The following is a 22,635-nucleotide window of genomic DNA, read 5'->3' on the forward strand; positions in this document are numbered from 1 at the left end:
AGCGGGGGGCTGGTGCGTCCAGCTGCAAGGCGGAGGAGGGCGGCGACGCGGAGCGTCGGCAACCGACGACAACGCCGCAGATGGGCGTGCCGGCCCCCCGCGTCCCAGACAAGATCCGCCGGACAGGCCCTAGCGGTCGGCGCCTAAGCTTTCGCCCATGCTGAAGGTGGGCCTGACCGGCGGTATCGGCGCCGGCAAGAGCGAAGTGTCACGGCTGCTCGTCTCCTACGGAGCCGTGCTGATCGATGCGGACAGGATCGCCCGGGAGGTCGTCGAGCCCGGAACTCCGGGCCTGGCGGCGGTCGTCGAGGCATTCGGCACCGAGATCCTGTCCGCCGACGGCACCCTCGACCGTCCCCGGCTGGGGGGCATCGTCTTCTCCGACCCGGAGAAGCTGGCGACCCTCAACGGCCTGGTGCATCCGCTGGTGGGCGCGCGTTCCGCCGAGCTGGAATCGGCGGCCGGCCCCGATTCCGTCGTCATCCACGACGTGCCCCTCCTGACCGAGAACGGTCTGGCGGCCCTCTACGACCTGGTGGTCGTCGTCGACGCGAGCCCCGAGACCCAGCTGGACCGCCTGGTGCGTCTGCGCGGCATGACGGCCGACGAAGCCCGCGCCCGCATGGCCGCCCAGGCCGACCGATCCCAGCGCCTGGCCGTCGCCGACCTCGTCATCGACAACGACGGCCCGCTGGAAGCGCTTGAACCGCAGGTGCGCAAGGTGTGGGCGGCGCTGCTGGAGCGAGCCGCACGGTAGGTAGGGCGGTAGGGCTGTAGGTGTAGGTAGGCGGGGTGGGCCGGGGCGCAGGGCATTCCAGGCGCCCACCCTCGCCCCAGCGCCGCCATGCCGGGCGGGCCGGAAGCCATATGCGGGCCCCTCAGGGACTCAAAGGCGGGCGCCCCGCCGCCCACCGGCGCTGCGAGGGCGTAACGACGGGAAGGTGTAAGCGACGCGTACGGATTTCCCTCATCATGCTGGGTTTCCCCGGCTCGCCCCGCCGCTCGCGGCCGGTGCGGAATAGCATCCGACCGTGCTTTTCGTACTGGCGGGTTTTACGGCTATGGGCGGCTTGGTGGCGCTGCTCGCCGGGGCGTACGGGCTGCGGGAGACGCGGCGCGTCGAGCGGGCGGGCGAGCCCGCGTGGGCGCTCGTGAAGGCGGCGCCGCAGGGCTCGACGCGCCCTCTCCTCCAGTTCGAGACGGCCGACGGTCACGTCCTCGAACTCCCTTCGCCCGTCCCGCCGAGCCGCCGCGAGCCGCTCCCGCCGGGCGTCGGCGTCCGGCTCTCCTACGACCCGGAGGATCCACGCACCATCGTCCTCCTCGGCCGCCAACGCACCTTGCTGGACCGGGCGTTCATGGTGGCGGGCGGAGTTCTCGTGGCGCTCGGGCTGACCCTCGCGGCGGTCGCGCTCTGAGCCGTGGCGTCGGACGCGAGCGCGTTCACAGGCGTACGGAATACCGGAGCCGGGCATGGCGTTGACATCGCGCAGCGAGGGAAAGGAACAGGCACGTGGCCGAAAGCACTCCCGAGACCCACGTCATCGACTACCGCGCGGCCGAGCAACTCCTGGCCGCCCGGGATCCGCGTGGTGCCGTGAAACTCCTCGACTCGGTCATCGCGGCCCATCCCGAGAACACCGCGGCCCGGCTGCTCAGGGCCCGCGCCTTCTTCGCCTCGGCGCAGCTCCGCTCGGCCGAACTGGAGTTCCAGCTGGTCCTGGAGCGCGAGCCGGACAACGCCTTCGCCCACTTCGCCCTGGCCCGCACCTATGAACGCCAGGCCCGCCCCGACCAGGCCAAACGCCACTTCCGCCTGGCCGCGGCCCTCGACCCGAAGCCGGACTATCTGGCGGCGGCGCGCTTCGAGGAGGAGGGGGACTAGCCGGGGCCCCGGGCCCCGGCGGCGCACGCCTCGCGGGGTCGTGCGCTGCGGGGTGCTAGGGGCTCACGGCCGGCGTTTGCGCAGCGGCTCGTACGGCGGGACGTCTCGGCCCGGCTGATAGTGGGGGCCCTGCCGGATATGGCGGACGATCATGAACAGATCGACGACGATCACCGCAGCCAGGACCGCGCAGGCCGCCATCCACCCCGGCCGTCCCTCCAGCGCGAAGCCGACCGTGCCGCCGAGGGCCCAGATCAGGCCCCAGACGCTCAGCCAGAGCCGCATCCGCAGGGGACTGCGGGCGGTGATCGGTTCGTTACCCGTACGCGGCATGGTGATCGCCTCTATAGAGGGTGTACCCGCCGGGGCGCAGGTGAAAGCACGGACCGCGTTGTCTTTGTGGGACGGCTGACCGGGGCCCGCGAGCCACGTTCACCAGGGGGACGCGCACCCTGGGGCGCGAAGGCCGCGCGCATCCTGCGGCGCAAAGTGGGCGCGCATCCTGCGGCGCGAAGGGGGCGCGCTGGCTAGGGTGGCGCGCATGGCGCTCCCCGACGACCTGCCCGAGACGCTGCTCGACCTCGCCGTGCCGCACGAGGACATCAACCAACTCACTTCCCTGGCCCCCCGGTTCAGTGCCGAGCCCGCGCTGCGCGACCTCCTGGAGGACTCCGTGCGGGCGCTCGTGCACGACATCGGGAACGTGGACGTCCGGCCCGAACTGCCGCCCCTGCCCGCGGGGTTGGGCGATCTGGAGCGCTGGTTCCCGGTGTATGTCGCGGTCGCCGCGCTGCCGTACACCAGGGCCTACCACCGCGAGCGCGGCATTTCCGACGACGTCTCCCGCCGTACGCTCGCCGACCTAGGGCGGCACATCGCGCTGCACCACAAGCGGCGCGGGAAGGGCGGGCTGACCGTGCCCGGATGGCTGCGGCTGCACTCCCGGGGTGAGATCTACCAGCTCGGCCGGCTCCAGTTCCAGCGCTCGCGGCTCGGCGAGCGTACGGGCCGGGGCATTCGGGCAGGAGGCTTCGACGCGGAACCCGGCGACCGCTGTCTCGACCTCCATGTCCCGGACTTCCGGGGCCCGTTGACGCCCCGGGCGTGCGCCGACTCCATCGCCCGGGCCAAGGCGTTCTTCGCGCGCCACTTCCCCGAGGAGGGGTATCGGCTGGGTGTCTGCCACTCCTGGCTGCTCGACGAGCAGTTGCGCGATTACCTTCCCGAAGACTCCAACATCGTGCGCTTCCAGGGTTTGTTCCGCGTCGCCCACAAAGACGACGAGCCTGCCGACGGCGAACCCGTCGGCTTCGTCTTCGGCAATCGGGAACTCCCGGTGGCGGAACTGCCGCAGCGCACCACCCTGCAACGCGCCGTCACCCGGCACCTCCTGGACGGAGGCCACTGGTATGTGGGGCACGGCTGGCTGGAGCTGTAGGAACCGCAGGGACCTCCGGGCGGCAGCAGCCGTGGGGCGTCACGCTGCACACCACCGACAGATGCTGGGGCCGGCCCCGCTCCTCCTGTCCGGGTGAACCGGCTCAGTGCACGAAGCTGTAGCTGCGCCAGGGCGCGGCCCGCGGTGCCGTGTTGTTGGCGAGTCTGCTGCCGAGATACGTCGTGTCCTTGCCGGTGCAGTCGGGCGTCCGGTACATGACCATGTCGACCAGGGTGTTGTTGTAGACCTCGGTCGTGCCGGCCGGCGGAAGCCGGTGGCAGCCCCGCACCTTCGGGCTGGTCAGCTTGACGGACGTCTCGGGTCCGATCGTGTACGAGATGGTGCCGACGGCCGTCCGCCCGAGGCTGGAGCAGGCCGTGGTGGCGAGGATCAGCAGCATCGCCCCGCCGACGATCCGCGTCCGGCGACGGCGACGGCGGCGCGAAGTCGGGGTGGGGGACTGGGACGCGGGCACGGACATGAGCGGTCCTCGTCTGTACGGCATGACTGCGGCGGTCTGTGTCGTCAGCCTGCCCTCTGGTCGCGCTTCCGGCATCCGGTGTGGGCCCCGGCTAGTCCGCCCGGGCGAGGAAGCGTCGACTATCCACAGAATCGCCTCGTCTTATGAGGCTCCACAGAATCGTCCCGTCTTATGTGGTCCGCACACATCACTTGCTGAGCCACGCGCTGCATAGCGTCTACCCGACAGGGGCGGGCTTTCGCGGTGGTGCCGAGGCAGGGGGGACCGGGTCGTGCGTTACGGACAGCGTGCCGGATGGGGAGTGATCGCCGCCGTCGTGGCGGTGGTGGCGGGGCTGCTGGGCGGAGGCGGCGTAGCTGACGCGGCCGGGGCCACCGCCTACCCGGCCCACCTGTCGTTGGAGGCGAGCTACGGCGCGGGCACCGTCACCAACGGCTGGGAGAGGGTCGAGCGCTTCCGCGACACCACAACGGGCTTCGCCGCGAGCGCCGCCGAGGGCTATCCGCCGGACGGCCGCGGCGACCAGGACGGGGTGCGCGTGACGTACTTCGGCGGTGTCGCGCGGCCGGCCTCCGACCGCTTCCTGCTGTACTCGGCGCCCGGCTGGAACACCGGCGCCCAGAGCGTTCCCGTGCTGCTCGTGCACGGCGCCAACGACACCGCGGACCGGGCCTGGGCCAACCCGGGGGAGTCCGGCGGCTACGGCTGCGGCGCCATGTCCTGCCCCTCCACCGGCCTGATGCAGTACCTGGCCGCCCGTGGCCGGCGCGTCTTCGCCATCGGCTTCGCCCACAAACAGGGCGACAACCTCATGCAGGCGCAAGCCGTCGGCGACGCGGTCGCCGCCATCAAGGCCAAGCTGGGCGTCGCCAAGGTCGACCTGGTCGGCTGGAGCAAGGGCGAGATGTCGGCCCGCGCCTATGTCTCGTCGCTGAAGCCCGCCTGGGGGCGGGCCTACGCCGGTGACGTACGGAAGCTGATCACGCTCGGCGGCCCCAACGGCGGTTACGACTACCCGTACGCCCACGGCTGGGCCCACGACTTCTCCATCTGGCCCGAGTGCGGCGGCAAGATCAACGCGCCGTCCCCGCACTCCAGGATGACCTGTTACGGCACCTACACCGCGCACCCCGAGTACTCGATGACGCCGTCCGGTGGCTACGACGACTACCCGGGACAGCGCCAGATGCTGGCCCGCTGGGACGCGGTGTACGGCGTCGACCAGAGCGCCCAGGACTGGTACACCACCTACTACGGAGGCCAGGGCTTCTACACCGCCGGAGACGGCATCCAAAAAGCGCTGGACAGCGGCTCCCTGGTGGCGCCTCTGCGGCGGGCGGGGGTTCCCGCGACCGTCACCACCTATCTGCTGGCGGGAGCCGCCCCCGACGTCATCGGCATCGTCAACGAGAACCGGGGCCCCAGCGACGGAGTCGTCTTCATCTCCAGCGCGCTGGACACGACCGGGATCGCCACCGTGGGCGCCACGGCCACCATCGCCGACGCCAACCACCTCGAACTCGGCTGGAACGGCACATCCACCGCCCAGGTCGCCGCCTGGCTCGCACTCCCCTGAGGAACCGTCGATGCGCACTCTGCGAACCCGCCGCGTGGCCACGGCCCGCCTCACCCAGCAGATCCTGGAGACCGGGCCCGGCGCGGGGCCCCAGGACCCGGACGAGACCGTCGTGTTCGTCCACGGCAACGTCTCGTCCTCGGCGTTCTGGCAGGACACCCTGCTCGACCTGCCCGAGCGCTACCGGGCGATCGCGGTCGACCTGCGCGGTTTCGGCGGCACCGACCCGCTGCCCGTCGACGCGACCCGGGGGCTGCGCGACTACGCGGACGACCTCGCGGCACTGCTCGACGCCCTCCATGTGGGCAGCGCACATCTGGTGGGCTGGTCCCTGGGGGGAGGCGTGGTGCTCCAGCAGCTGCGGGACCGGCCGTCCTCGGTGCGTTCCCTCACCCTCGTCAACCCGGTCTCGCCCTATGGATTCGGCGGCACCCGCGGCGAGGACGGACAGCTCAACTCGCCCGACGGGGCCGGTTCCGGCGGGGGCGCCGCCAACGCGGACTTCGTCCGGCTGCTGCGCGAGGGCGACCGGGGCGACGACTCCCCGCTCTCGCCCCGCCAGGTCCTGGCCACCTGTTACGTCAAGCCTCCGCTGCGCCCGGCCCGTGAGGACGAACTGGTGGCCGCCATGCTGACGACCCATGTGGGCGACGACCACTATCCGGGCGACAGCACGGTGTGCGACACCTGGCCCGGCGTGGCACCCGGCGACCGGGGCGTGCTCAACTGCCTCGCCCCCACCCACTTCCGCCTCGACGACCTGCACACCCTGCCCGTCCTGCCGCCGGTGACCTGGATCCGCGGGGAGGACGACATCATCGTCTCCGACACCTCCCTCTTCGACCTCGCCCACCTCGGCGCGCTCGGCGTGGTGCCCGGCTGGGACGGCACCCCCGCCCAGCCGATGCTCGCCCAGACCCGCCACGCGCTGGGCCTTTACGCCCGGGCCGGCGGCAGGGTACGAGAGGTTGTGGTGCCCGGAGCCGGGCATGCGGTCCATGTCGAACGCCCCCGGGAATTCGGCGCGGCACTGCTCGAAACGCTGTCGGAAGGCGCACGCACCTGATGGAACCCATCCGTACGACCCGCCAGGGCGCGGTGCGAGGGCGGCTCGTCACCGATGACGTGGCCGCCTTCCTCGGCATACCGTTCGCCGCTCCCCCCTTCGGGGAGGCACGCTTTCGCGCACCGGGACCCGCCACCCCCTGGGACGGCGTACGCAACGCGCTCTCCTACGGCCCGGGCGTGCCCCGAGCCCCCTACGTGCCGCCCTTCGACGTCCTGCTCCCCGACGACGGGCCGCAGGGCGAGGACTGCCTCAACCTCAACGTCTGGACGCCGCACCCGGCCTCCGGGGGCGGCCTGCCGGTGATGGTGTGGATCCACGGCGGGGCCTTCGCCAACGGCTCCGGATCGGCCTCCGGCTATGACGGAACCGCCTTCGCGCGCGACGGCGTGGTGTACGTCAGCATCAACTACCGGCTCGGCGCCGACGGCTTCCTGAGGCTGCCCGACCGGCCGGACAACCGCGGACTGCTCGACCAGATCGCCGCCCTGGAATGGGTCCGCGACAACATCGACGCCTTCGGCGGCGACCCCGGCCAGGTGACCGTCTTCGGCGAGTCGGCGGGCGCCATGAGCATCGGCGCGCTGCTGTCGATGCCGCGCGCCCGCGGCCTGTTCCGCCGCGCGATCCTCCAGAGCGGCGCCGCCCACCACTTCCTGCGACCGGCCTCCGCCGATCTGATCACCGCCCGGCTCGCGGAGAAGCTGGGCATCGAGGCGACGGCCGAGGAGTTCGCCGCCGTCCCCCTGGAGGCCCTGCTGCCCGCCCAGGCCGAGCTGCGCGGCGAGATCGGCGCGCGCCCGGACCCCGCCCTGTGGGGCGAGGCGGCGCTCAACATGATGCCGTTCGAGCCCGTCCTGGACGAGCTGCCGCTGCCGTCGGCGGAGTGCGATGTGGACTTCATGACCGGCAGCAACCTCGAGGAGTACCGCCTCTTCCTGGTGCCGACCCGGCGCCTGGACGTCCTGTCGCAGGACAGGCTGCGCGCGGCCACCACGGCCTACGGCCTCGACCCCGACAAGACGCTGCCCGTGTACGCGGGCAACCGCCCGGACGCGTCGCCGGGTGAACTGTTCGACGCGGTCACCACCGACTGGTTCTACCGGATCCCCGCCCTGCGCGTGGCGGAGGCCGTGCCCGGCACCCATGTGTACGAGTTCGCCCGGCGCTCCCCGGCCGTCGGCGGCCGGCTCGGCGCCTGCCACGCCTCCGAGCTCGCGTATGTCTTCGACCGGCTCGACGACCCCACCTACGCGCCGATCATCGGCGACCAGCCCTGGCAGCCCCTCGCGGACGCGATGCACAGCGCCTGGGTGGCCTTCGCGAAGACGGGTGACCCCGGCTGGGCGCCGTATGACCGCGAGACCCGCACCACCCGGGTCTTCGACACCGTCAGCGGGGTCGAGTCGGATCCCCGCGCCGAGGAACGTGCCTTGTGGGAGGGAGTGCGCTGAGGTCGTGGGGCCCATTGTCAGACCTCGCCCGTAAGGTCGTAGACCAGTCGCGGATCACGCGACGGACCCGACCGTGCGGACGAAGGAGGTGACCGGCGGTGAACCGGCCGACACCGATGTGGCACCCCGAGCCCCGGCCCGCGCCCTCCTCGGGCCCAGCCCCCGCCCGCCGCGAGCGGTCCGCGCACGTCCACCGGCCGCCGGGGCCCGGCCAGAACCCCGCGCGGCCGCACGACGACCCGGTCGCACCGCGGCCCGCGGTGTCGGCCGCCGCGGTGTTCCTGCCCGCCGGGCTGCCCCGCGAGGGCAAGGTCGCGTTCTGGGATCCAAACCAGGGTCCGCTGCCCCAGGGGCCGCCCGGCGCCGAAGTGACCGAGCTGACCGTGGTGCGCCGCCACGGCGGGGGCGCCCGCAGCCGCAAGGTCGCGGCCGTCGTCCTGCCGGTCGCCGAAGCGCTCCCGCTGCTGGTCAAAGCCCGCCACCACCCCGCCGCGCACCCGGCGGCGGCCTGCTGGGGCGCCGCCGCGCTGCACGCCCTGCACCTCGTCGCGCGCGGCAGACTGCTGCCGGGCCTGACCTCCACGCACCACGACGCCTGGCGCGCGGGCCCCCTCGACGCCGACGACATCGCCCAGCTCCGCGCCATCGCCGCCGCCATGCCGTACGAGGCGTACGGCGTGCCCGTCCCCGGCCGCGGCGCACTCCAACTGCCGGAACCCGAGGCCCTGGTGCGGGCCTTCCTCGACGCGGTCGCCGACACCCTGCCGCGCACTCCGGCCGCCGCCCACGCCGCCGGGGCGCCCTTCGCGGCCACCGCCGCCCAGCACCTGCCGGCCGCCCGCGCCTGGGCCGCCGAGGCGGCAGCGGGGATGGACGCGGGCGTCCGGGTCTCGCTGCGTCTTGACCTCTCCGGCTACGAGCTGTTCGACACGGCGTCCGAGGAGGAGGGCGAGGCGCGACGGGCGGGCTCGGCCATCGTCCAGGTGCACAGCCTCGCCGACCCCACCCTGGTCGTCGACGCTGCCGCCCTCTGGTCGGACGACACGCCCGACCCCGGCTCCCGGGCCACAACGGCCGCCGCCGGAAGCGGAGTCGAGGCCTTCGGGCCGCGCGCCCGGATCGACGCGCTGCTCGCCCTGCGCCGCGCCGCCCGCGTCTGGCCCCCGCTCGGGCTGCTCCTGGAGCGCGGCGTCCCCGATGTGCTGCCGCTCACCGAGGACGAGCTGTACGAACTGCTCGGCGAGGCATCCGCGCGGCTGGCGGCGGCGGGCGTCACCGTCCACTGGCCCCGCGAGCTGGCCCGCACCCTCAGCGCCACCGCCGTGGTACGGCCGGCCCCCGGCTCGGCGACCGACGGCACCTCCTTCTTCGACGCGGGAGAACTCCTCGCCTTCAACTGGCAGTTGGCGCTCGGCGACGAACCCCTCACCAACGCCGAGATGGATGTGCTCGCCGAGTCCCACCGCCCGATCGTGCGGCTGCGCGACCAGTGGGTCGTCGCCGACCCCGAGCTCGTCCGCAAGGCCAGAAAGCGCGACCTGGGCCTGCTCGACCCCGTGGACGCGCTGTCCGTCGCGCTCACCGGCACCGCCGAGGTCGACGGCGAGAGCGTCCAGGCGGTCCCGGCCGGCGCGCTCGCCCTGCTCCGCGACCGGCTCCTGGAGGGACCCGCGGCGGCCGAACAGCCACCGGGTCTGGACGCGACCCTGCGCGACTACCAACTGCGGGGCCTGGCCTGGCTCGACATGATGACGTCGATGGGGCTCGGCGGCTGCCTCGCCGACGACATGGGCCTTGGCAAGACGATCACCGTGATCGCCCTGCATCTGCGCCGGGCCCGCACCGAGCCCACCCTCGTCATCTGCCCGGCCTCCCTGCTCGGCAACTGGCAACGCGAGATCGCCCGGTTCGCGCCCGGCGTCCCGGTGCGCCGCTTCCACGGAAACAGCCGAAGTCTCGAGGGCAGCGCCGGCGGCTTCGTCCTCACCACGTACGCCACCATGCGCGGCAGCGCGCCCCAACTGGCCGAGCACACCTGGAACATGGTGGTCGCCGACGAGGCGCAGCACGTCAAGAACCCGTTCTCGGCGACCGCCAAGGCGCTGCGCACCATCCCCGCCCCGGCCAGGGTCGCCCTCACCGGCACCCCCGTGGAGAACAACCTCTCCGAACTGTGGGCGCTGCTCGACTGGACGACCCCCGGGCTGCTCGGCCCCCTCAAGGCGTTCCGGGCCCGGCACGCCCGCCTGGTGGAGAACGGCGAGGACGACGACGCGGCGGCCCGCCTCTCCCGCCTGGTGCGCCCGTTCCTGCTGCGCCGCAAGAAGTCCGACCCGGGCATCGTGCCCGAACTGCCGCCCAAGACCGAGACCGACCATCCGGTGGCGCTGACCCGTGAACAGGCCGCCCTCTACGAGGCGGTGGTCCGCGAGGTGATGGCGGCGGTCGAGGCATCCGAAGGCATCGCGCGCCGCGCCCAGATCATGAAGCTGCTCACCGCCCTGAAGCAGATCTGCAACCACCCCGCCCAGTATCTGAAGGAGGACGCCCCGCGCCTGGCGTCCCGCTCGGGCAAGCTGGCCCTGCTCGACGAACTGGTCGACACCATCCTCAGTGAGGACGGCTCGGTCCTCGTCTTCACCCAGTACGTCGCGATGGCCCGGCTGCTCGCCCGCCATCTCACCGCCCGCGGTGTGCCCTCCCAACTGCTGCACGGCGCAACGCCGGTGGCCGAACGGGACCGGCTGGTCGACGCCTTCCAGGACGGCGAGGTCCCCGTGTTCATCCTGTCCCTCAAGGCCGCCGGCACCGGCCTCAACCTCACCCGCGCCGGCCATGTCATCCACTACGACCGCTGGTGGAACCCGGCGGTCGAGGAACAGGCCACCGACCGCGCCTACCGCATCGGTCAGACCCAGCCGGTCCAGGTCCACCGACTGATCGCGGAGGGCACGGTGGAGGAGCGCATCGCCGAGATGCTGGAACAAAAACGCCGGCTGGCGGAGGCGGTTCTCGGCACCGGGGAGAGCGCCCTGACCGAACTCACCGACCGGGAACTGGCCGACCTGATCTCCCTGCGGAGGGCACCGTGAACCCCCGCGCACCTCTGCGCACCCCGCGCCACGACGACCGCCGCCGTACCTACCCCGCGCTCGGCGCCCGCTCGGAGCGGACCGGGACCTGGTGGGGCGACGCCTGGGTGGAGGCCCTGGAGGACCTCGCCCTCGACCCCGCCCGGCTCGCCCGCGGGCGTGCCTACGCCGAAGCCGGCCAGGTCGACGCGATCACCGTCACCCCGGGCCGGATCACCGCCTACGTCCACGGCTCCAGGCCCCGCCCCTACCGTACGGAGCTGCGGCTGCGCACCCTGCCCGAGCAGGCGTGGGAGGACTTCCTCGACACCGCGGCCGGGGAGCCGGCCCACATCGCGGCCCTGCTCGACAAGGATCTGCCGCAGGCCCTGGCCGACGAGGCGGCGCTGCTGCCCGGGTCGGGCGATCTGATCCCCGACTGCTCGTGCCCCGACGACGGTTTTCCCTGCAAGCACGCGGCGGCGCTCTGCTATCAGGCCGCCCGCCTGCTGGACGAGGATCCGTTCGTGCTGTTGCTGATGCGCGGGCGGGGCGAGCAGGAAGTCCTCGCCGCGCTCACCCGGCGCAACGCCACCCGCATGGCGGTGGAGCGTCCCGCCCCGCCGCCCCAACTCCCCACCGTCCAGGCCCGGATGGCCGTCCAGCCTCGCACGCTGCCGCCCCTCCCACCCCCCTTCCCCACACCCGCCCGGCCGGGCCACCCGCCCGCCTTCCCCGATGTGCGGGGCGGCCCCGACCCGCTCTCCCTGGACCTCCTCGCCACCGAGGCGGCCATCCGCGCCCACACCCTGCTGACCACCGGACAGGACCCGATCGCCCCGCTGACCACCTGGCAGGACGCGGTCCGTCTCGCCGCCGCGCACCCGGGCTCCGGCCTCACCTCGGCCACCCGAGCCCTCTACACCGCGCTGACCCGGGCCACCGACCGCACCCCCACCGACCTGGCCCGCGCGGTGGCCGCCTGGCGCCAGGGCGGCATCGAGGCGCTCGCCGTCCTCGAATCGCCCTGGGACCCACCGGCCGGCCCCTTCGACCGGGCCCGTCCGGCGCTGAGCGCCGCGGGCTTCCCCGGCTTCCGCCCCCACCGCAACCGCCTGTCCACGCCCACCGTCCAGCTCCGCTACGGCCGCGACGGCCTCTGGTACGGCTACGAGTCGGACGCCGGCCGGGACGACTGGTGGCCGCGCGGCACCCCCGACGCGGACCCGGTGGGGGCGCTCACCGCCCGCCTCGGCGGCTGACGGCGGAGCGCCCCGCTGGAAGGGGGCCGACTGGGCGGGGCGGTCGGGCGGGGCCCCCGGGAGGGGCGGCCGGGGGGCCGACCGGGGCCGTCAGACGGATGCGGTGACGGCCGTGGCACGCTGCGCCGGACGCGGCGGCTCCAGATGCGTCACCACGCCGGAGTGGAACAGGTCGACAGCCGCGTCCACCCCGCGAATGAACCCGGTCTCCGCGTTGCCGCGGGTACTGCCGACGCCCTTGGAGAGCGACAGCCGGAACCCGGTGATCCGCTCCGAACCCTTCGGCAGCAGGTCCCCCGGCTCGGGGCGCAGCTTCTCCAGGGTGCCGCGCGGGCCGACCGTCTCTCCGCCGAGGAGGGTCTGCACATGCAGGTCGGCCGGCGCCTCGCCGAGCTGCTTCATCAGCCTTTTCACCCAGCTCAGCGGGTAGCCCTGCTCGGGCGCGGCGATCTCGATGGAGGTCCTGAGCCGCCCCATCCGCAGATCGGCGACCACGCCCAGGATGCCGGGCGTGCCCTCGATCCGGATCTCGGCCCGCAGCTGTCCGTCCACACAGAGCCGGCTTGCCAGTTCGGCGCGGCGCGACTGCGGGTCGGTGCCCCGCTTGGCGCGCTGCACGGGCACCACCTTGGTGCCGAGCTCTCCGCCGAGCCGCAGACACACCTGGCGGATCAGCCGCTCCCAGCTCTCGACGACCTGCACGGCCCGCGGGTCGTCCGGCGACAGGGTCTCCTCGTCGATCCCGTTGCGCACCGGGACCCAGGCGGGCCCCATGTTCTGGAAGCCGTGGCAGCCGGAGTTGTCGTGCTGGAGGTAGTGCAGCAGCTCCTGGAGGAGCCAGGCGTGCGCCTCGTTGCGTACGCCCTCGTGCCGGATGAGGAGTTGCGCCTGGTGCGTCACCTCGGCCCAGGACAGGTGCCACAGGGCGACCTTGTGCTTGCGCCGCCCGTCGGTCTTCACCTCGACCAGGGAACTCCCCTCCAGGGCCACGTCGTTGGAGAGGGTGATGACCGCTTCGTAGCCCCGGCGCGCGGCGATGTCCATATACGCCTGGATCTGCTCGCCCTTGAGAGGGTTGCCGTTGGTCTTGGTTTCGACGAGGGCCGTCCACAGCTTTCCCGCACGCTCCACCCGGATCACTCCGTCGGGCCGCTTCGGGCTGTCGCCGTGCGGGAGCGTGACCTCGGTGAAGGTCTCCATCCGCCCGGCGGGCGCGCCGAATCCCGCGGTGAGGCGGCGCCCGAATTCTGGCACCTGGGTCATCACGGCGAGCAGGACGGAGGTGGCCCGCATCTCGCGTTCCCGGTCGCTCTTGAGCGAGGACGCGGGGAACAGACGGGCGCCGCGCCACGCGTCGTTCTCGGCGAGCGACGGCTTGGGCGCCTTCGGTAGCGTGACCTTCTTCTTGGCCGTACGCAGTCGCCGCGCGGGCCCGGCGGCGACCGGCTCCGCCGGGGCGGGCTCGGCGGAGCGGGGAGCGGGCACGGACACGAGGGCGGCCGCACGAGCGGCGGCCTGGGCAGTAACGGGCGTATCGGGTGCGGCAGTTGGGGCGGCGGCGACTTCGACCGCCGTCTCGACATTGCCGACGTCTACGGCGTCCACGGCGCCTCCGGCGTCCACGGCGTCGGGGGTGCCGGTCGCCGTGTCCTGACGACCGTCCTGGTCGTCGTCCTCGTCGATTCCGATGCCGTAGTCGGTGGCGAGGCCGGCCAGGCCGGAGTCGTAGCCCTGGCCGATGGCCCGGAACTTCCAGGCGTCCGCGCGCCGGTAGATCTCACCGAAGACGAACGCGCTCTCCGTGTCGGCGTCGATGATGGAGAAGCCGAGCATGGCCTCGCCGGAACCGTCCGCCAGGGTCAGGCGAATGTTCTCCAACTCACCGAAATGCGCTCGCTGATGGCGGCTTGCCGCGATGACGATCCGGTCGACCTCATCGGGAAATGCCGTCAGGTCGAGCCGGATCCGGTCCTCGCTGCCGTTCTCGGTCGGGGCCGGCCCGAGGAGCTGCACCGTGCCGTCGGCCGCGGCCGGGTTGTTGTAGAAGTAGAAGTCCGCGTTGTCCCGGACCTTGCCGTCGGTGCCGAGCAGAAGCACGGAGACATCGGCGTCGCCCTCGCCGCTCGGGCTGCTCCAGCTCAGACTGACCATGACGGATCCGGCGTTCTCGCTGAGCGTCGCCAGGCCCACATTGGCGCCCTTGACCATGTCGTGCATAGATGTCCCCCCACGGGATGGAGGGCTGCACGGGCATGGCCGAACTGCCCTCTGTTCACGGAAAAGTTGATGCCCTCCCCAAGAGCGCGGAATGGAGCCTATACGCCGAGATGCTCGCCCCCGGGGAGAAAGGGGAAAGGCCGAGGAGCGGCAACGGCAGCCCGGGCGTGACCAGGTGTGGCGTGCGCCCCCTTAGGCGCTCGTCGCCCAGTGGGTCAGTCTGGTGAAGTCGGCGTCCCGCAGGCCCCGCCGTGGGTGTACGCGCACCAGCAGGGCGCGTGCGTCATGGTGGGCGCGCACATACGCCTCGTCCAAATCGGTGATCATGTCGTCGACCCAGGCGAAGGGTCGGCCCGCGGCCCACGCCAGCAGGGGTCTGGTCTTCCAGTACAGGCCGTCCGGGTCGGTGGCGAACAGTTCGGGCCAGGCGATGAAGGGCAGGTCCGGCGGAAGGCCGATGACGGGGGCGATCATCTCGTTGGCCTCGTTCATCCAGGTGGTGGCCCACGCAAGGTCGTAGGGCAGCGAACGCAGGAGCGGGCCATGGGTGGGGTTGAGGAAGACGCGCAGGCCGCGCCGGTGCGGACGGGAACCCGGGGCCTGGCGGGAGAGCCAGTTCGAGGGGCGGAGCCGATGGGTGCGGTAGCCGCGCAGATGGGGCAGGCGGGCGGCGTAGGGATTGAGGGGGCCGTCCACGTCTAGGAGCAGCAGGGGGCGGTCGGGCGCAGTCGTCATGCGGAAGGGATACCCACGCCGCAGGGCGGTCAAGTTCCGTACAGTCATGGCTAGTTGTTAGTCGTCAGTTGTTAGGTGCTGGGTGCGTCGGTGTGGCGTCGTCGTGCCTGCGGATGGGCGGTCCCGCCTTCCCCGGGCGCCGTGCACGGCGGGCCCTGCGGAAGTCGGGGCGTCGGCTCGGCCGGTGAGACGTCGGCCCGGCCCGCCGCCCAGGCGGACATGACCGCGTCGATCGCGGCGGCGACCCGCGCCCGCGCCCGGTTGTGCGGCACGCGCGCCATGAGCAGCGCGTCGTACTCCGTGTCCAGATGGCGCACGGACGCCCGCACGGCGGCCGTCACCGCCGCCTCGTCCAGGGCCCGCCCCGCCGCCGACCGCCCCACCCTGCCGCTGCCCCGCACCGAGGCGTGCTCGGCAATGTCTCGGGCCCGAGCGGGCGGACAACCTGGGAAAAGGCGCAGGATCTCGGCGGCCAGCGCTGCCGTGAACCGCACGTCCTCGGCCGCCCGGCGCTCGGCGTCCCGGACGCGCCGGCGGGCGCGGGCCTCGGCATCCGCCAGGCAGGCGGCCTCGGCCGCGGCGAGCGCGGCCTCCTCGACGAACACGCCCTGCCGCTCATAACGCCGACGGCGCCGGTTGAAGCGAACCACGACCGCGGACAGCGAACTGGCCGCGCGGGCGCGCCGGGTGAGGGCGGTGTCGCCGCGCGGCAGGAAGACCAGATGGCCCAGGTCCGCGCAGTCCAGGCAGAGCGGAGACCCACCCACCAGGACGAGTTCCCGCAGCGGCGAGCGGTCGCAGTCGGCGCAGTGGTGATGGCGCCGGGGTTGTATGACGAGAATGGGCCTGCCCTCCTTGCCCGGGGCTTGCAAGGATGGTGTTCCGTTCCCTTCGGTGATTCCCCGCCCAATAACCGGTGGAACAAGCCGGATTGGTGTTGCTACGTTCTTTCGTGTGGCGAAACTCAATCAGATCATCGCAGTCGAAAAGGGAATCAAGGCGAAGTCCCACCAGGACCTGACGGCCGCTCAACACGGTTTGCAGAAGCCCGCCTTGCTGGCAGGTATCGCGCGCACCTACCAGCCCAAGGACGAGGAGGGCGAGCAGCTGCCGCCCGAGTCGACCCGGGTGCAGGTCAGGTCGGAGGACGTGCTGCGTGACACGGCCGAGACGCTGACCCGGCTGTTCGACGTGACCGCCACCAAGGACTGGGCGAACTGCGAGGCGCGGGCCGACGTCACGGTCGACGGGCGGGTCCTCGTGACCGCCGTGCCGGTCTCCTATCTCCTCTTCCTGGAGAAGCAGTTGACGGACCTGAATGCCTTTGTGCGCCGTCTGCCCGTGCTCGACGCCGCCGAGTCATGGGTGCAGGACCCTTCCACCGACTCCTGGAAGACCGAGCCGGTACGGACGCTGCGTACGAAGAAGGTGCCGCGCAACCACGTCAAGGCGGAGGCCACCGACAAACACCCGGCGCAGGTCGAGGTGTACTACGAGGACGTTCCGGTCGGCTATTGGACGACCGTGAAGTTCTCCGGTGCGCTGCCCGCCCGGCGCGTCAACGAACTCATCGGCCGCGTGGAGAAGGTGCAGCAGGCCGTGAAGTTCGCGCGCGAGGAGGCCAATGGCATAGACGTCACCGACCAGAGGGTCGGAGACGCCGTATTCGGCTACCTTTTCGGCTGAGTACGCAACAACCCAAGACTCCCGGTCGTGCGTCAGCACGGCCGGGTGCGCGAGGAGCGCAAAGCTGAAACTGAAGCTTGTCGTGACGGTGCGGCCCGTATGAGCGGGTCGCGATCAATCTCAGACTCTCGCTCCAGACTCAGCATCCGCCACCGAACGCCGGAACCAACCGGGCCCAGGCCCCTGTGCGTCGAATTGCCGGTTCAAGTCCGGCCCGCGGAGCTTCAGTTCAGTTCCCTCCGATCCGCGGTGGTCCAAAGGCAGGACGCGACGGCTTAGAAGCCATCTCATTTGGGCGACTCGGTATTCTGTGAGTCATGGTGGGGATCGTTGAGCGTCTGGTGCCGGACGAGTTGTGGGAGTTGTTCCAGCGGGTGGTGCCGGAGGCGCCGTCGAGGCCGCAGGGCGGTGGTCGGCGTCGGCACGGGGACCGGGAGGTGCTGGCCGCGATTGTCTTCGTGGCCACGTCGGGTTGTACCTGGCAGCAGCTGCCTTCGGCGTCGTTCGGGCCGTCCGGAGCGACCGCCCACCGGCGGTTCTCGGAGTGGTCGAAGGCCAGAGTGTGGGCCAAGCTCCACCGCCTGGTCCTCGACGAACTCGGCGCCCGCGGCGAACTGGACTGGTCTAGGTGCGCGATCGACTCGGTGAACATGCGGGCCCTGAAAAGGGGGACCTGACGGGTCCGAATCCTGTCGACCGGGGCAAGTACGGCTCGAAGATCCACCTGATCACCGAACGGTCCGGTCTGCCCATATCCGTCGGAATCTCCGGGGCCAACCTGCACGACAGTCAGGCCCTGATCCCGCTCGTGAAGGGCATCCCGCCGATCCGCTCGCGCCGCGGCCCGCGCCGCCGCAAGCCCAGCAAACTCCACGCCGACAAGGGCTACGACTACGCCCACCTGCGGCAATGGTTACGCGAACGCGGCATCACCCACCGCATCGCCCGCAAGGGAGTCGAGTCCTCGCAACGGCTGGGCCGCCACCGCTGGACCGTGGAACGCACCATGGCCTGGCTCGCCGGCTGCCGACGACTCCACCGCCGCTACGAACGCAAGGCCGACCACTTCCTCGCCTTCACCAGCATCGCCTGCACCCTCATCTGCTACCGCCGACTCGCCAAATGAGATGACTTCTTAAGACTGACCTGGGTCCTCAAGCGGACCGGCGTGTGCAGGAGCGGTGGCACCACTCAGGGCCCGGGGGCCGGCTACGCCTCCGGGCCCGCTCCCGTTTCCGGCCCGAACGCTCCGCCACCGCGCATCATGGGGGCGTGCGATTCGAAGCGATCACCTGGGAACGCCTGACCGACGCCCTCGCCGAACGGGCCATGGAGACGAAGACGGCCGACGGCGGCCCCTGGCTGCGCATCGGCATCGACGGCGCCCCCGCCGCCCGGCCCGACGCGTTGGCACGGCTCCTGGCGGACGCGCTCCGGCTGCGGGGCCGATCCGTCCTCGCCGTCTCCACCGAGGGCTTTCTGCGGCCCGCGTCGCTGCGCTTCGAATACGGCCACCAGGACGCGTACACGTACTACGACGGCTGGTTCGACACGGGCGCTCTGTGGCGGGAGGTGTTCGGCCCGCTGGAGCCGGGCGGCACGGGACGGGTCCTGCCCGACCTGTGGGACCCGGCGAGGGACCGGGCGACCCGCAGCCCCTATCAGGCACTCCCCGAGGGCGGAGTGCTGCTCGTGCACGGGCCCCTGCTCCTGGGCCGCTGGTTCCCGCTCGACCTCACCGTGCACCTGCGTCTCTCACCGTCGGCGCTGCGCCGCCGGACCGACGAGGACGCCCGCTGGACGCTGCCCGCCTTCGAGCGGTACGAGGCCGAGGTGCGACCGGCCGAGACGGCCGACGTCGTGGTGCGGGTCGACGACCCTCGGCACCCGGCCTGGCAGGTGGGGGCGGCAGGGGGCGGGGGAGGGAGCGGGTGAGGGCGTGGGGACGGCGCCCGCCACCTCCTACTCCGCCGGCGCCCGCCAACCCCTTCTCCGCCGACGCCCGCCACCCCCTATTCCGTCGGCGGCCGCCCTCCCACCACCCCCTATTCCGTCGGCGGCCGCCCTCCCACCACCCCCACCGCGAGCGCCCCCGCCCGGCACCCCGCCTCGGCGGCCTCCCTGGGGGACGTGCCGCGCAGGCGGGCGGCGAGGAAGCCGCCCGTGAAGGCATCGCCCGCGCCGGTCGAGTCCAACGCAGTCACCTCCGACGCTGGGACCCTCGCGACGACCTCCCCGGCGGTGGCCACCAGCGCTCCGGCCGCGCCGAGCGTGACCGCCACCCAAGGGAACTGGCGGCTCAACTTGGCGGCCGCGTCCGCCGGTTCGGGCAGACCGGTGAGGAACGACGCCTCGTCGGCGTTGGGGAGCAGCACGTCGATGCCCTCGGTCAGGGCCAGAAAACGTTCGATGCCGAGGCCGGTGATGAACCCGGTCGAGGCCGGATCCAGGCTCACGCCGACGCCCGCCTCGCGCGCTGACTCCCGTGCCGCGAGCGCTAGTTGACGACTCTGGTCGGCGAACAACAGATAGCCCGACAGATGGAGATGGGCGACGCCGTCGAGGAGAGCCGGTGACCAGTCCGCGGGACACATGCGGTGGACGGCGCCGCTGTCGGTGAGGAAGGTGCGTTCCGCCGTCGCCGTGTCGACCAGGGCGATCACGGTCGCGGTCGGGGCGTCGTCGTCCGGGATCAGCGAGGGGCGTACGCCGGAGCGGCGCAGCTGAAGGTCGTGCCAGTCGGCCGCGTCCCGGCCGACCCGGGCGAGCAGCCGCACGTCCTGGCAGCCCGAACGCGCCGCCCAGCACGCCGCGTTGGCGCCCGCGCCGCCCGGCACCGTACGGATGTCGGCGACCGTGTCCGTGGCGCTGGCGAGGGGGCCGCGGTGGCGCGCGACCACATCGGTGACCACGTCCCCGACGACCAGAAGCCCCCCGCCCGCGCGGCCGTGACCCGCTTCGATCACAGCGCGGCCGCGATGTTCGCGGCGAGCCGGACGTTGCCGCGTACCGCCGCCACGTTCGCCTCGAGGGAAGCACCGTCCGTGTGCTCGACGAGGTAGTGCAGCAGGAAGGGGGTGACCGCCTGACCGGTGACGCCCGCGGCGCGGCACGCGGCGAGACCCGAGGCGAGCACCGTGTCGTGCAGCCGCGGATCGAGCTGTTCCGCCTCCGGTACGGGGTTGGCGACGATCACCGCCGAGTCGAGCGCGAGCGAACGGTGGGCGCGCAGCACATCCGCGGCCTCCTGCGGCGAGCGCACCGTCCAGTCGACGGGCTCGCCGGAGCTGGACAGATAGAACCCCGGGAACCGGTCCGTGCCGTAACCGACCACGGACACCCCGAGTGTCTCCAGGCGCTGGAGCGTGGCCGGTACGTCGAGGATCGACTTCACGCCCGCGCACACCACCGCGATCGGCGTCCTGGCCAGCAGGCGCAGATCCGCGGACTCGTCCTGGGTCTCGGTCCACTCGCGGTGTACGCCACCGAGGCCGCCGGTCGCGAAGACGCGCAGGCCCGCCCGCGCGGCCAGGAAAGCGGTGGCCGACACGGTGGTGGCCCCGCTCGCCCCGGCCGCCAGCGCCATCGGCAGATCCCGGTGCCCGAGCTTGCGCAGCTCCTCGGTGGCCACCCGCTCCAACTGCGCCTTGTCCAGGCCCACCCGGGGCCGTCCGTCGAGTACGGCGATCGTCGCGGGCACGGCGCCCCGGTCGCGTACCGACTGCTCCAGTTCGCGGGCGACCCGCAGATTGCGCGGACGGGGAAGGCCGTGCGAGATGATCGTCGACTCCAGAGCGACGACCGGGCGGCCCTCGTCAAGAGCCGTCCGTACTTCTTCCGACACCGTGGACTCAGCGGATACGTCGTCAAAGGGCATGCCCCATCCCTGGCACCTGCGGAAGCCGGGTAAACGTTCCTCAACTCCGCGCCGTGCCACGCCGATTCGCGGGCCGGAAGCCGGGCGGGGAGACGCGCTGGACAGACTGTCGTGGCGGGACGCCCCGACCTGGGCGCACTGTCGGTCACGGTCCTGGCCGGGCGCGGCTAGATTGACCGGTCATGAGCACCACGGACCAGCCCCCTGCCGCTCCCACGAGCCCCGCACCGCACGATCGGAGTGCGCGGCTCGGGCCCGCCTCGTTCGCCGTGCGCGTCCGCGACGCCGAGCTGGAGCCGGAGCCGCTCGACCCGGCACAGATCGTCTCCGGCACTCCGCGGGTGACCGGGAAAGTGCTGTGGGAGTCGGCCGACGGGAAGCAGATCCGGGGGATCTGGCAGATCACGCCGGGTGTGGTGACCGACACCGAGGCCGATGAGCTCTTCGTGGTCGTCGAGGGACGCGCCACCGTCGAGGTGGAAGGCGGCGACACCCTGGAGATCGGCCCCGGCGACGCGTGCGTGCTGCGCGCCGGTGACCGCACCACCTGGACCGTCCACGAAACGCTGCGCAAGGCCTACCACATCAGCCTGTAGCGGCGCCCTCGCGCGTCCCGTGCCGTCGCGAGGTGAACAGGGCGAGGCCCGCCATCGGCAGCAGCAGCGCGGCGCCCGCCGCGTTCAGCCAGCCGTAGCCGGCGCGGGCCACGATCAGGCCGGCCGTGAGGCCGCCTAGGCCGGCCGCAACGTTCATGGTCAGATCGCACAGGCCCTGCACGGCGGCGCGCGCGGGACCCGGCACCGAATCGGTGAGCAGCGCCGAGCCGGAGACGAGCCCCGCCGACCAGCCGAGGCCGAGCAGGAAGAGGCCGGCCATGGTCTGGCCGTGGCTCGTGCCCGCCGTGCCCGCCAACAGGGCGGCGCAGCACAGCAGTCCGGCCGCAAGACCGATCACGGAGAGCCGACCGAGCCGGTCGGCGAGCCAGCCCATCACCGGCGAGAACGCGTACATCCCCGCGATGTGCACGCTGATGACGAGGCCGATCAGCTGGATGTCCGCGCCGTGCCGGGTGAGTGCTACCGGCGTCATCGACATGATCGACACCATGGCGGTGTGCGACACGGCGACGGTGACGAGCGCCAGGCGCGCCCGTGGCGACTCCCGGACCGCCGTGACCCCGGCCCGCAGGGAGCGGGCCGCCGGGGGATGCGCCGCGCCGCCGTCGAGGGCCCGGGCGGTGAGCAGCGGGTCCGGCCGCAGCAGTACGCCGACGAGCACGGCCGACAGCAGGAACACCCCGGCCGCCCAGACGAACGGGCCCGCCGTCGCCGGTATGCCGAGGCCGGTGACGCTGTGGCCGGCCGGTGCGGCGATGTTCGGGCCGAGCACCGCGCCGATCGTCGTCGCCCAGACGACGGTGGAGATGGCACGGGCGCGGCGCCCCGGTTCGGCGAGGTCGGCGGCCGCGTACCGGGCCTGGAGGTTGCCCAGGGAGCCCGCGCCGAAGACGGCCATGCCGAAGAGCAGCAGCGGGAAGCTTTTCAGCACCGCGCCGGTGACCACGACGGCGGCGCCCACCACCCCGAGGAGATAGGCGAGCACCAGGCCGGGCCGGCGGCCGCGCCTGGTCATCAGCGCGGCCAGCGGCATCGCGAGGAGCGCGGGCCCCGCCACCATGGAGGCCGAGGCGAGCCCCGACAGGGCCTGGCTGCCGCTGACCTCGGCGGCCAGCACGGCGGCGAGCGCGATGCCCGTGGCGTTCGCGAGCCCGCCGAGTATCTGGCTCGCGATCAGCACGGCGGTTATGCGGCGCCGCAGCGCGGGCAGCGCCGCCGGATCGGGCGCCGCGTGGCCGGTTCCGGTGGCGTCGGGGAGTGTGGTCACCGG

At 72.5% G+C, this 22,635-nt stretch carries 21 protein-coding genes; 13 read left to right on the top strand and 8 right to left on the bottom strand.

Annotated elements, in window-relative coordinates:
- Positions 1 to 157: 157 nt before the first annotated feature.
- The 3 genes from coaE (at position 158) to DWB77_RS28510 (ending at position 1,885) form a co-directional block, all read left to right on the top strand.
- Positions 158 to 757: a dephospho-CoA kinase gene (coaE, locus tag DWB77_RS28500; RefSeq protein WP_120724412.1), complete on the top strand. Its 600-nt coding sequence runs from the start codon at positions 158 to 160 to the stop codon at positions 755 to 757.
- 274 nt (positions 758 to 1,031) lie between these two features.
- Entirely contained in the window at positions 1,032 to 1,418 is a 387-nt protein-coding gene (locus tag DWB77_RS28505; RefSeq protein ID WP_120724414.1) for a DUF3592 domain-containing protein, read from the top strand.
- Positions 1,419 to 1,513: 95 nt separating this feature from the next.
- The gene (locus DWB77_RS28510) at positions 1,514 to 1,885 is read left to right on the top strand and encodes a tetratricopeptide repeat protein (RefSeq protein ID WP_120724415.1); all 372 of its coding nucleotides are present in this window, start codon (positions 1,514 to 1,516) and stop codon (positions 1,883 to 1,885) included.
- Positions 1,886 to 1,948: 63 nt separating this feature from the next.
- On the opposite strand, the gene DWB77_RS28515 is transcribed toward DWB77_RS28510, so the two are convergent.
- A complete protein-coding gene (locus tag DWB77_RS28515) occupies positions 1,949 to 2,218 on the bottom strand; it encodes a DUF6343 family protein (protein ID WP_120724417.1) in 270 nt (89 codons plus the stop codon).
- A 208-nt stretch (positions 2,219 to 2,426) separates the two neighbouring features.
- On the opposite strand from DWB77_RS28515, the gene DWB77_RS28520 reads away from it, so the two are divergent.
- Complete coding sequence (locus DWB77_RS28520; protein ID WP_120724419.1) at positions 2,427 to 3,323, top strand: acyltransferase domain-containing protein; 897 nt, start codon at positions 2,427 to 2,429, stop codon at positions 3,321 to 3,323.
- A 103-nt stretch (positions 3,324 to 3,426) separates the two neighbouring features.
- On the opposite strand, the gene DWB77_RS28525 is transcribed toward DWB77_RS28520, so the two are convergent.
- Positions 3,427 to 3,804: a hypothetical protein gene (locus tag DWB77_RS28525; RefSeq protein ID WP_120724421.1), complete on the bottom strand. Its 378-nt coding sequence runs from the start codon at positions 3,802 to 3,804 to the stop codon at positions 3,427 to 3,429.
- 271 nt (positions 3,805 to 4,075) lie between these two features.
- On the opposite strand from DWB77_RS28525, the gene DWB77_RS28530 reads away from it, so the two are divergent.
- The 5 genes from DWB77_RS28530 (at position 4,076) to DWB77_RS28550 (ending at position 12,233) form a co-directional block, all read left to right on the top strand.
- Complete coding sequence (locus tag DWB77_RS28530) at positions 4,076 to 5,380, top strand: esterase/lipase family protein (protein WP_216826869.1); 1,305 nt, start codon at positions 4,076 to 4,078, stop codon at positions 5,378 to 5,380.
- A 10-nt stretch (positions 5,381 to 5,390) separates the two neighbouring features.
- Complete coding sequence (locus DWB77_RS28535; protein WP_120724422.1) at positions 5,391 to 6,446, top strand: alpha/beta fold hydrolase; 1,056 nt, start codon at positions 5,391 to 5,393, stop codon at positions 6,444 to 6,446.
- Positions 6,446 to 7,900, top strand: a complete 1,455-nt coding sequence (locus tag DWB77_RS28540; RefSeq protein ID WP_120724424.1) for a carboxylesterase/lipase family protein — start codon at positions 6,446 to 6,448, stop codon at positions 7,898 to 7,900. The genes DWB77_RS28535 and DWB77_RS28540 overlap by 1 nt, the downstream gene beginning before the upstream one ends.
- Positions 7,901 to 8,016: 116 nt before the next feature.
- Entirely contained in the window at positions 8,017 to 10,992 is a 2,976-nt protein-coding gene (locus DWB77_RS28545) for a DEAD/DEAH box helicase (protein WP_120724426.1), read from the top strand.
- Positions 10,989 to 12,233 carry an SWIM zinc finger family protein gene (locus DWB77_RS28550; protein WP_120724427.1) on the top strand — a complete coding sequence of 415 codons (1,245 nt, stop codon included), beginning with the start codon at positions 10,989 to 10,991 and terminating at the stop codon, positions 12,231 to 12,233. Before DWB77_RS28545 ends, DWB77_RS28550 begins: the two co-directional genes overlap by 4 nt.
- A gap of 90 nt (positions 12,234 to 12,323) precedes the next feature.
- On the opposite strand, the gene DWB77_RS28555 is transcribed toward DWB77_RS28550, so the two are convergent.
- The 3 genes from DWB77_RS28555 to DWB77_RS28565 form a co-directional block, all read right to left on the bottom strand.
- Positions 12,324 to 14,441, bottom strand: coding sequence for a TerD family protein (locus DWB77_RS28555; RefSeq protein ID WP_174248730.1), 2,118 nt, complete (start codon positions 14,439 to 14,441; stop codon positions 12,324 to 12,326).
- Positions 14,442 to 14,642: 201 nt separating this feature from the next.
- Complete coding sequence (locus DWB77_RS28560) at positions 14,643 to 15,185, bottom strand: hypothetical protein (protein WP_120724431.1); 543 nt, start codon at positions 15,183 to 15,185, stop codon at positions 14,643 to 14,645.
- 71 nt (positions 15,186 to 15,256) lie between these two features.
- Positions 15,257 to 16,057 (bottom strand): DUF2293 domain-containing protein, encoded by an 801-nt coding sequence (locus DWB77_RS28565; RefSeq protein WP_120724433.1) that lies wholly within the window; start codon positions 16,055 to 16,057, stop codon positions 15,257 to 15,259.
- 82 nt (positions 16,058 to 16,139) lie between these two features.
- Between DWB77_RS28565 and DWB77_RS28570 the strand changes: the two genes are divergently transcribed.
- The 3 genes from DWB77_RS28570 to DWB77_RS28580 all read left to right on the top strand — a co-directional run bounded on the left by DWB77_RS28570 (position 16,140) and on the right by DWB77_RS28580 (position 18,806).
- Complete coding sequence (locus DWB77_RS28570) at positions 16,140 to 16,871, top strand: hypothetical protein (protein WP_120724435.1); 732 nt, start codon at positions 16,140 to 16,142, stop codon at positions 16,869 to 16,871.
- Positions 16,872 to 17,188: 317 nt separating this feature from the next.
- Positions 17,189 to 17,997 (top strand): IS5 family transposase gene (locus DWB77_RS28575; RefSeq protein WP_246033784.1). Its coding sequence is split into 2 segments (ribosomal slippage): positions 17,189 to 17,537 and positions 17,537 to 17,997, totalling 810 coding nucleotides; the frame shifts between segments, so codons are not numbered across the junction.
- 146 nt (positions 17,998 to 18,143) lie between these two features.
- Positions 18,144 to 18,806: a uridine kinase gene (locus DWB77_RS28580; protein ID WP_120724437.1), complete on the top strand. Its 663-nt coding sequence runs from the start codon at positions 18,144 to 18,146 to the stop codon at positions 18,804 to 18,806.
- Positions 18,807 to 18,916: 110 nt separating this feature from the next.
- On the opposite strand, the gene DWB77_RS28585 is transcribed toward DWB77_RS28580, so the two are convergent.
- Together DWB77_RS28585 and DWB77_RS28590 are read right to left on the bottom strand one after the other, a co-directional pair.
- Entirely contained in the window at positions 18,917 to 19,837 is a 921-nt protein-coding gene (locus DWB77_RS28585) for a carbohydrate kinase family protein (RefSeq protein ID WP_246033671.1), read from the bottom strand.
- Positions 19,834 to 20,748 (bottom strand): pseudouridine-5'-phosphate glycosidase, encoded by a 915-nt coding sequence (locus DWB77_RS28590; protein ID WP_120724439.1) that lies wholly within the window; start codon positions 20,746 to 20,748, stop codon positions 19,834 to 19,836. Before DWB77_RS28590 ends, DWB77_RS28585 begins: the two co-directional genes overlap by 4 nt.
- A gap of 182 nt (positions 20,749 to 20,930) precedes the next feature.
- On the opposite strand from DWB77_RS28590, the gene DWB77_RS28595 reads away from it, so the two are divergent.
- Positions 20,931 to 21,344 carry a cupin domain-containing protein gene (locus DWB77_RS28595; RefSeq protein WP_246033672.1) on the top strand — a complete coding sequence of 138 codons (414 nt, stop codon included), beginning with the start codon at positions 20,931 to 20,933 and terminating at the stop codon, positions 21,342 to 21,344.
- On the opposite strand, the gene DWB77_RS28600 is transcribed toward DWB77_RS28595, so the two are convergent.
- Positions 21,334 to 22,632 carry an MFS transporter gene (locus tag DWB77_RS28600; RefSeq protein ID WP_174248637.1) on the bottom strand — a complete coding sequence of 433 codons (1,299 nt, stop codon included), beginning with the start codon at positions 22,630 to 22,632 and terminating at the stop codon, positions 21,334 to 21,336. The two genes, DWB77_RS28595 and DWB77_RS28600, sit on opposite strands and share 11 nt — an antisense overlap.
- Positions 22,633 to 22,635: the final 3 nt, after the last annotated feature.

This window comes from Streptomyces hundungensis (genome assembly GCF_003627815.1).
GTDB classification, from domain to species: Bacteria; Actinomycetota; Actinomycetes; order Streptomycetales; family Streptomycetaceae; genus Streptomyces; species Streptomyces hundungensis_A.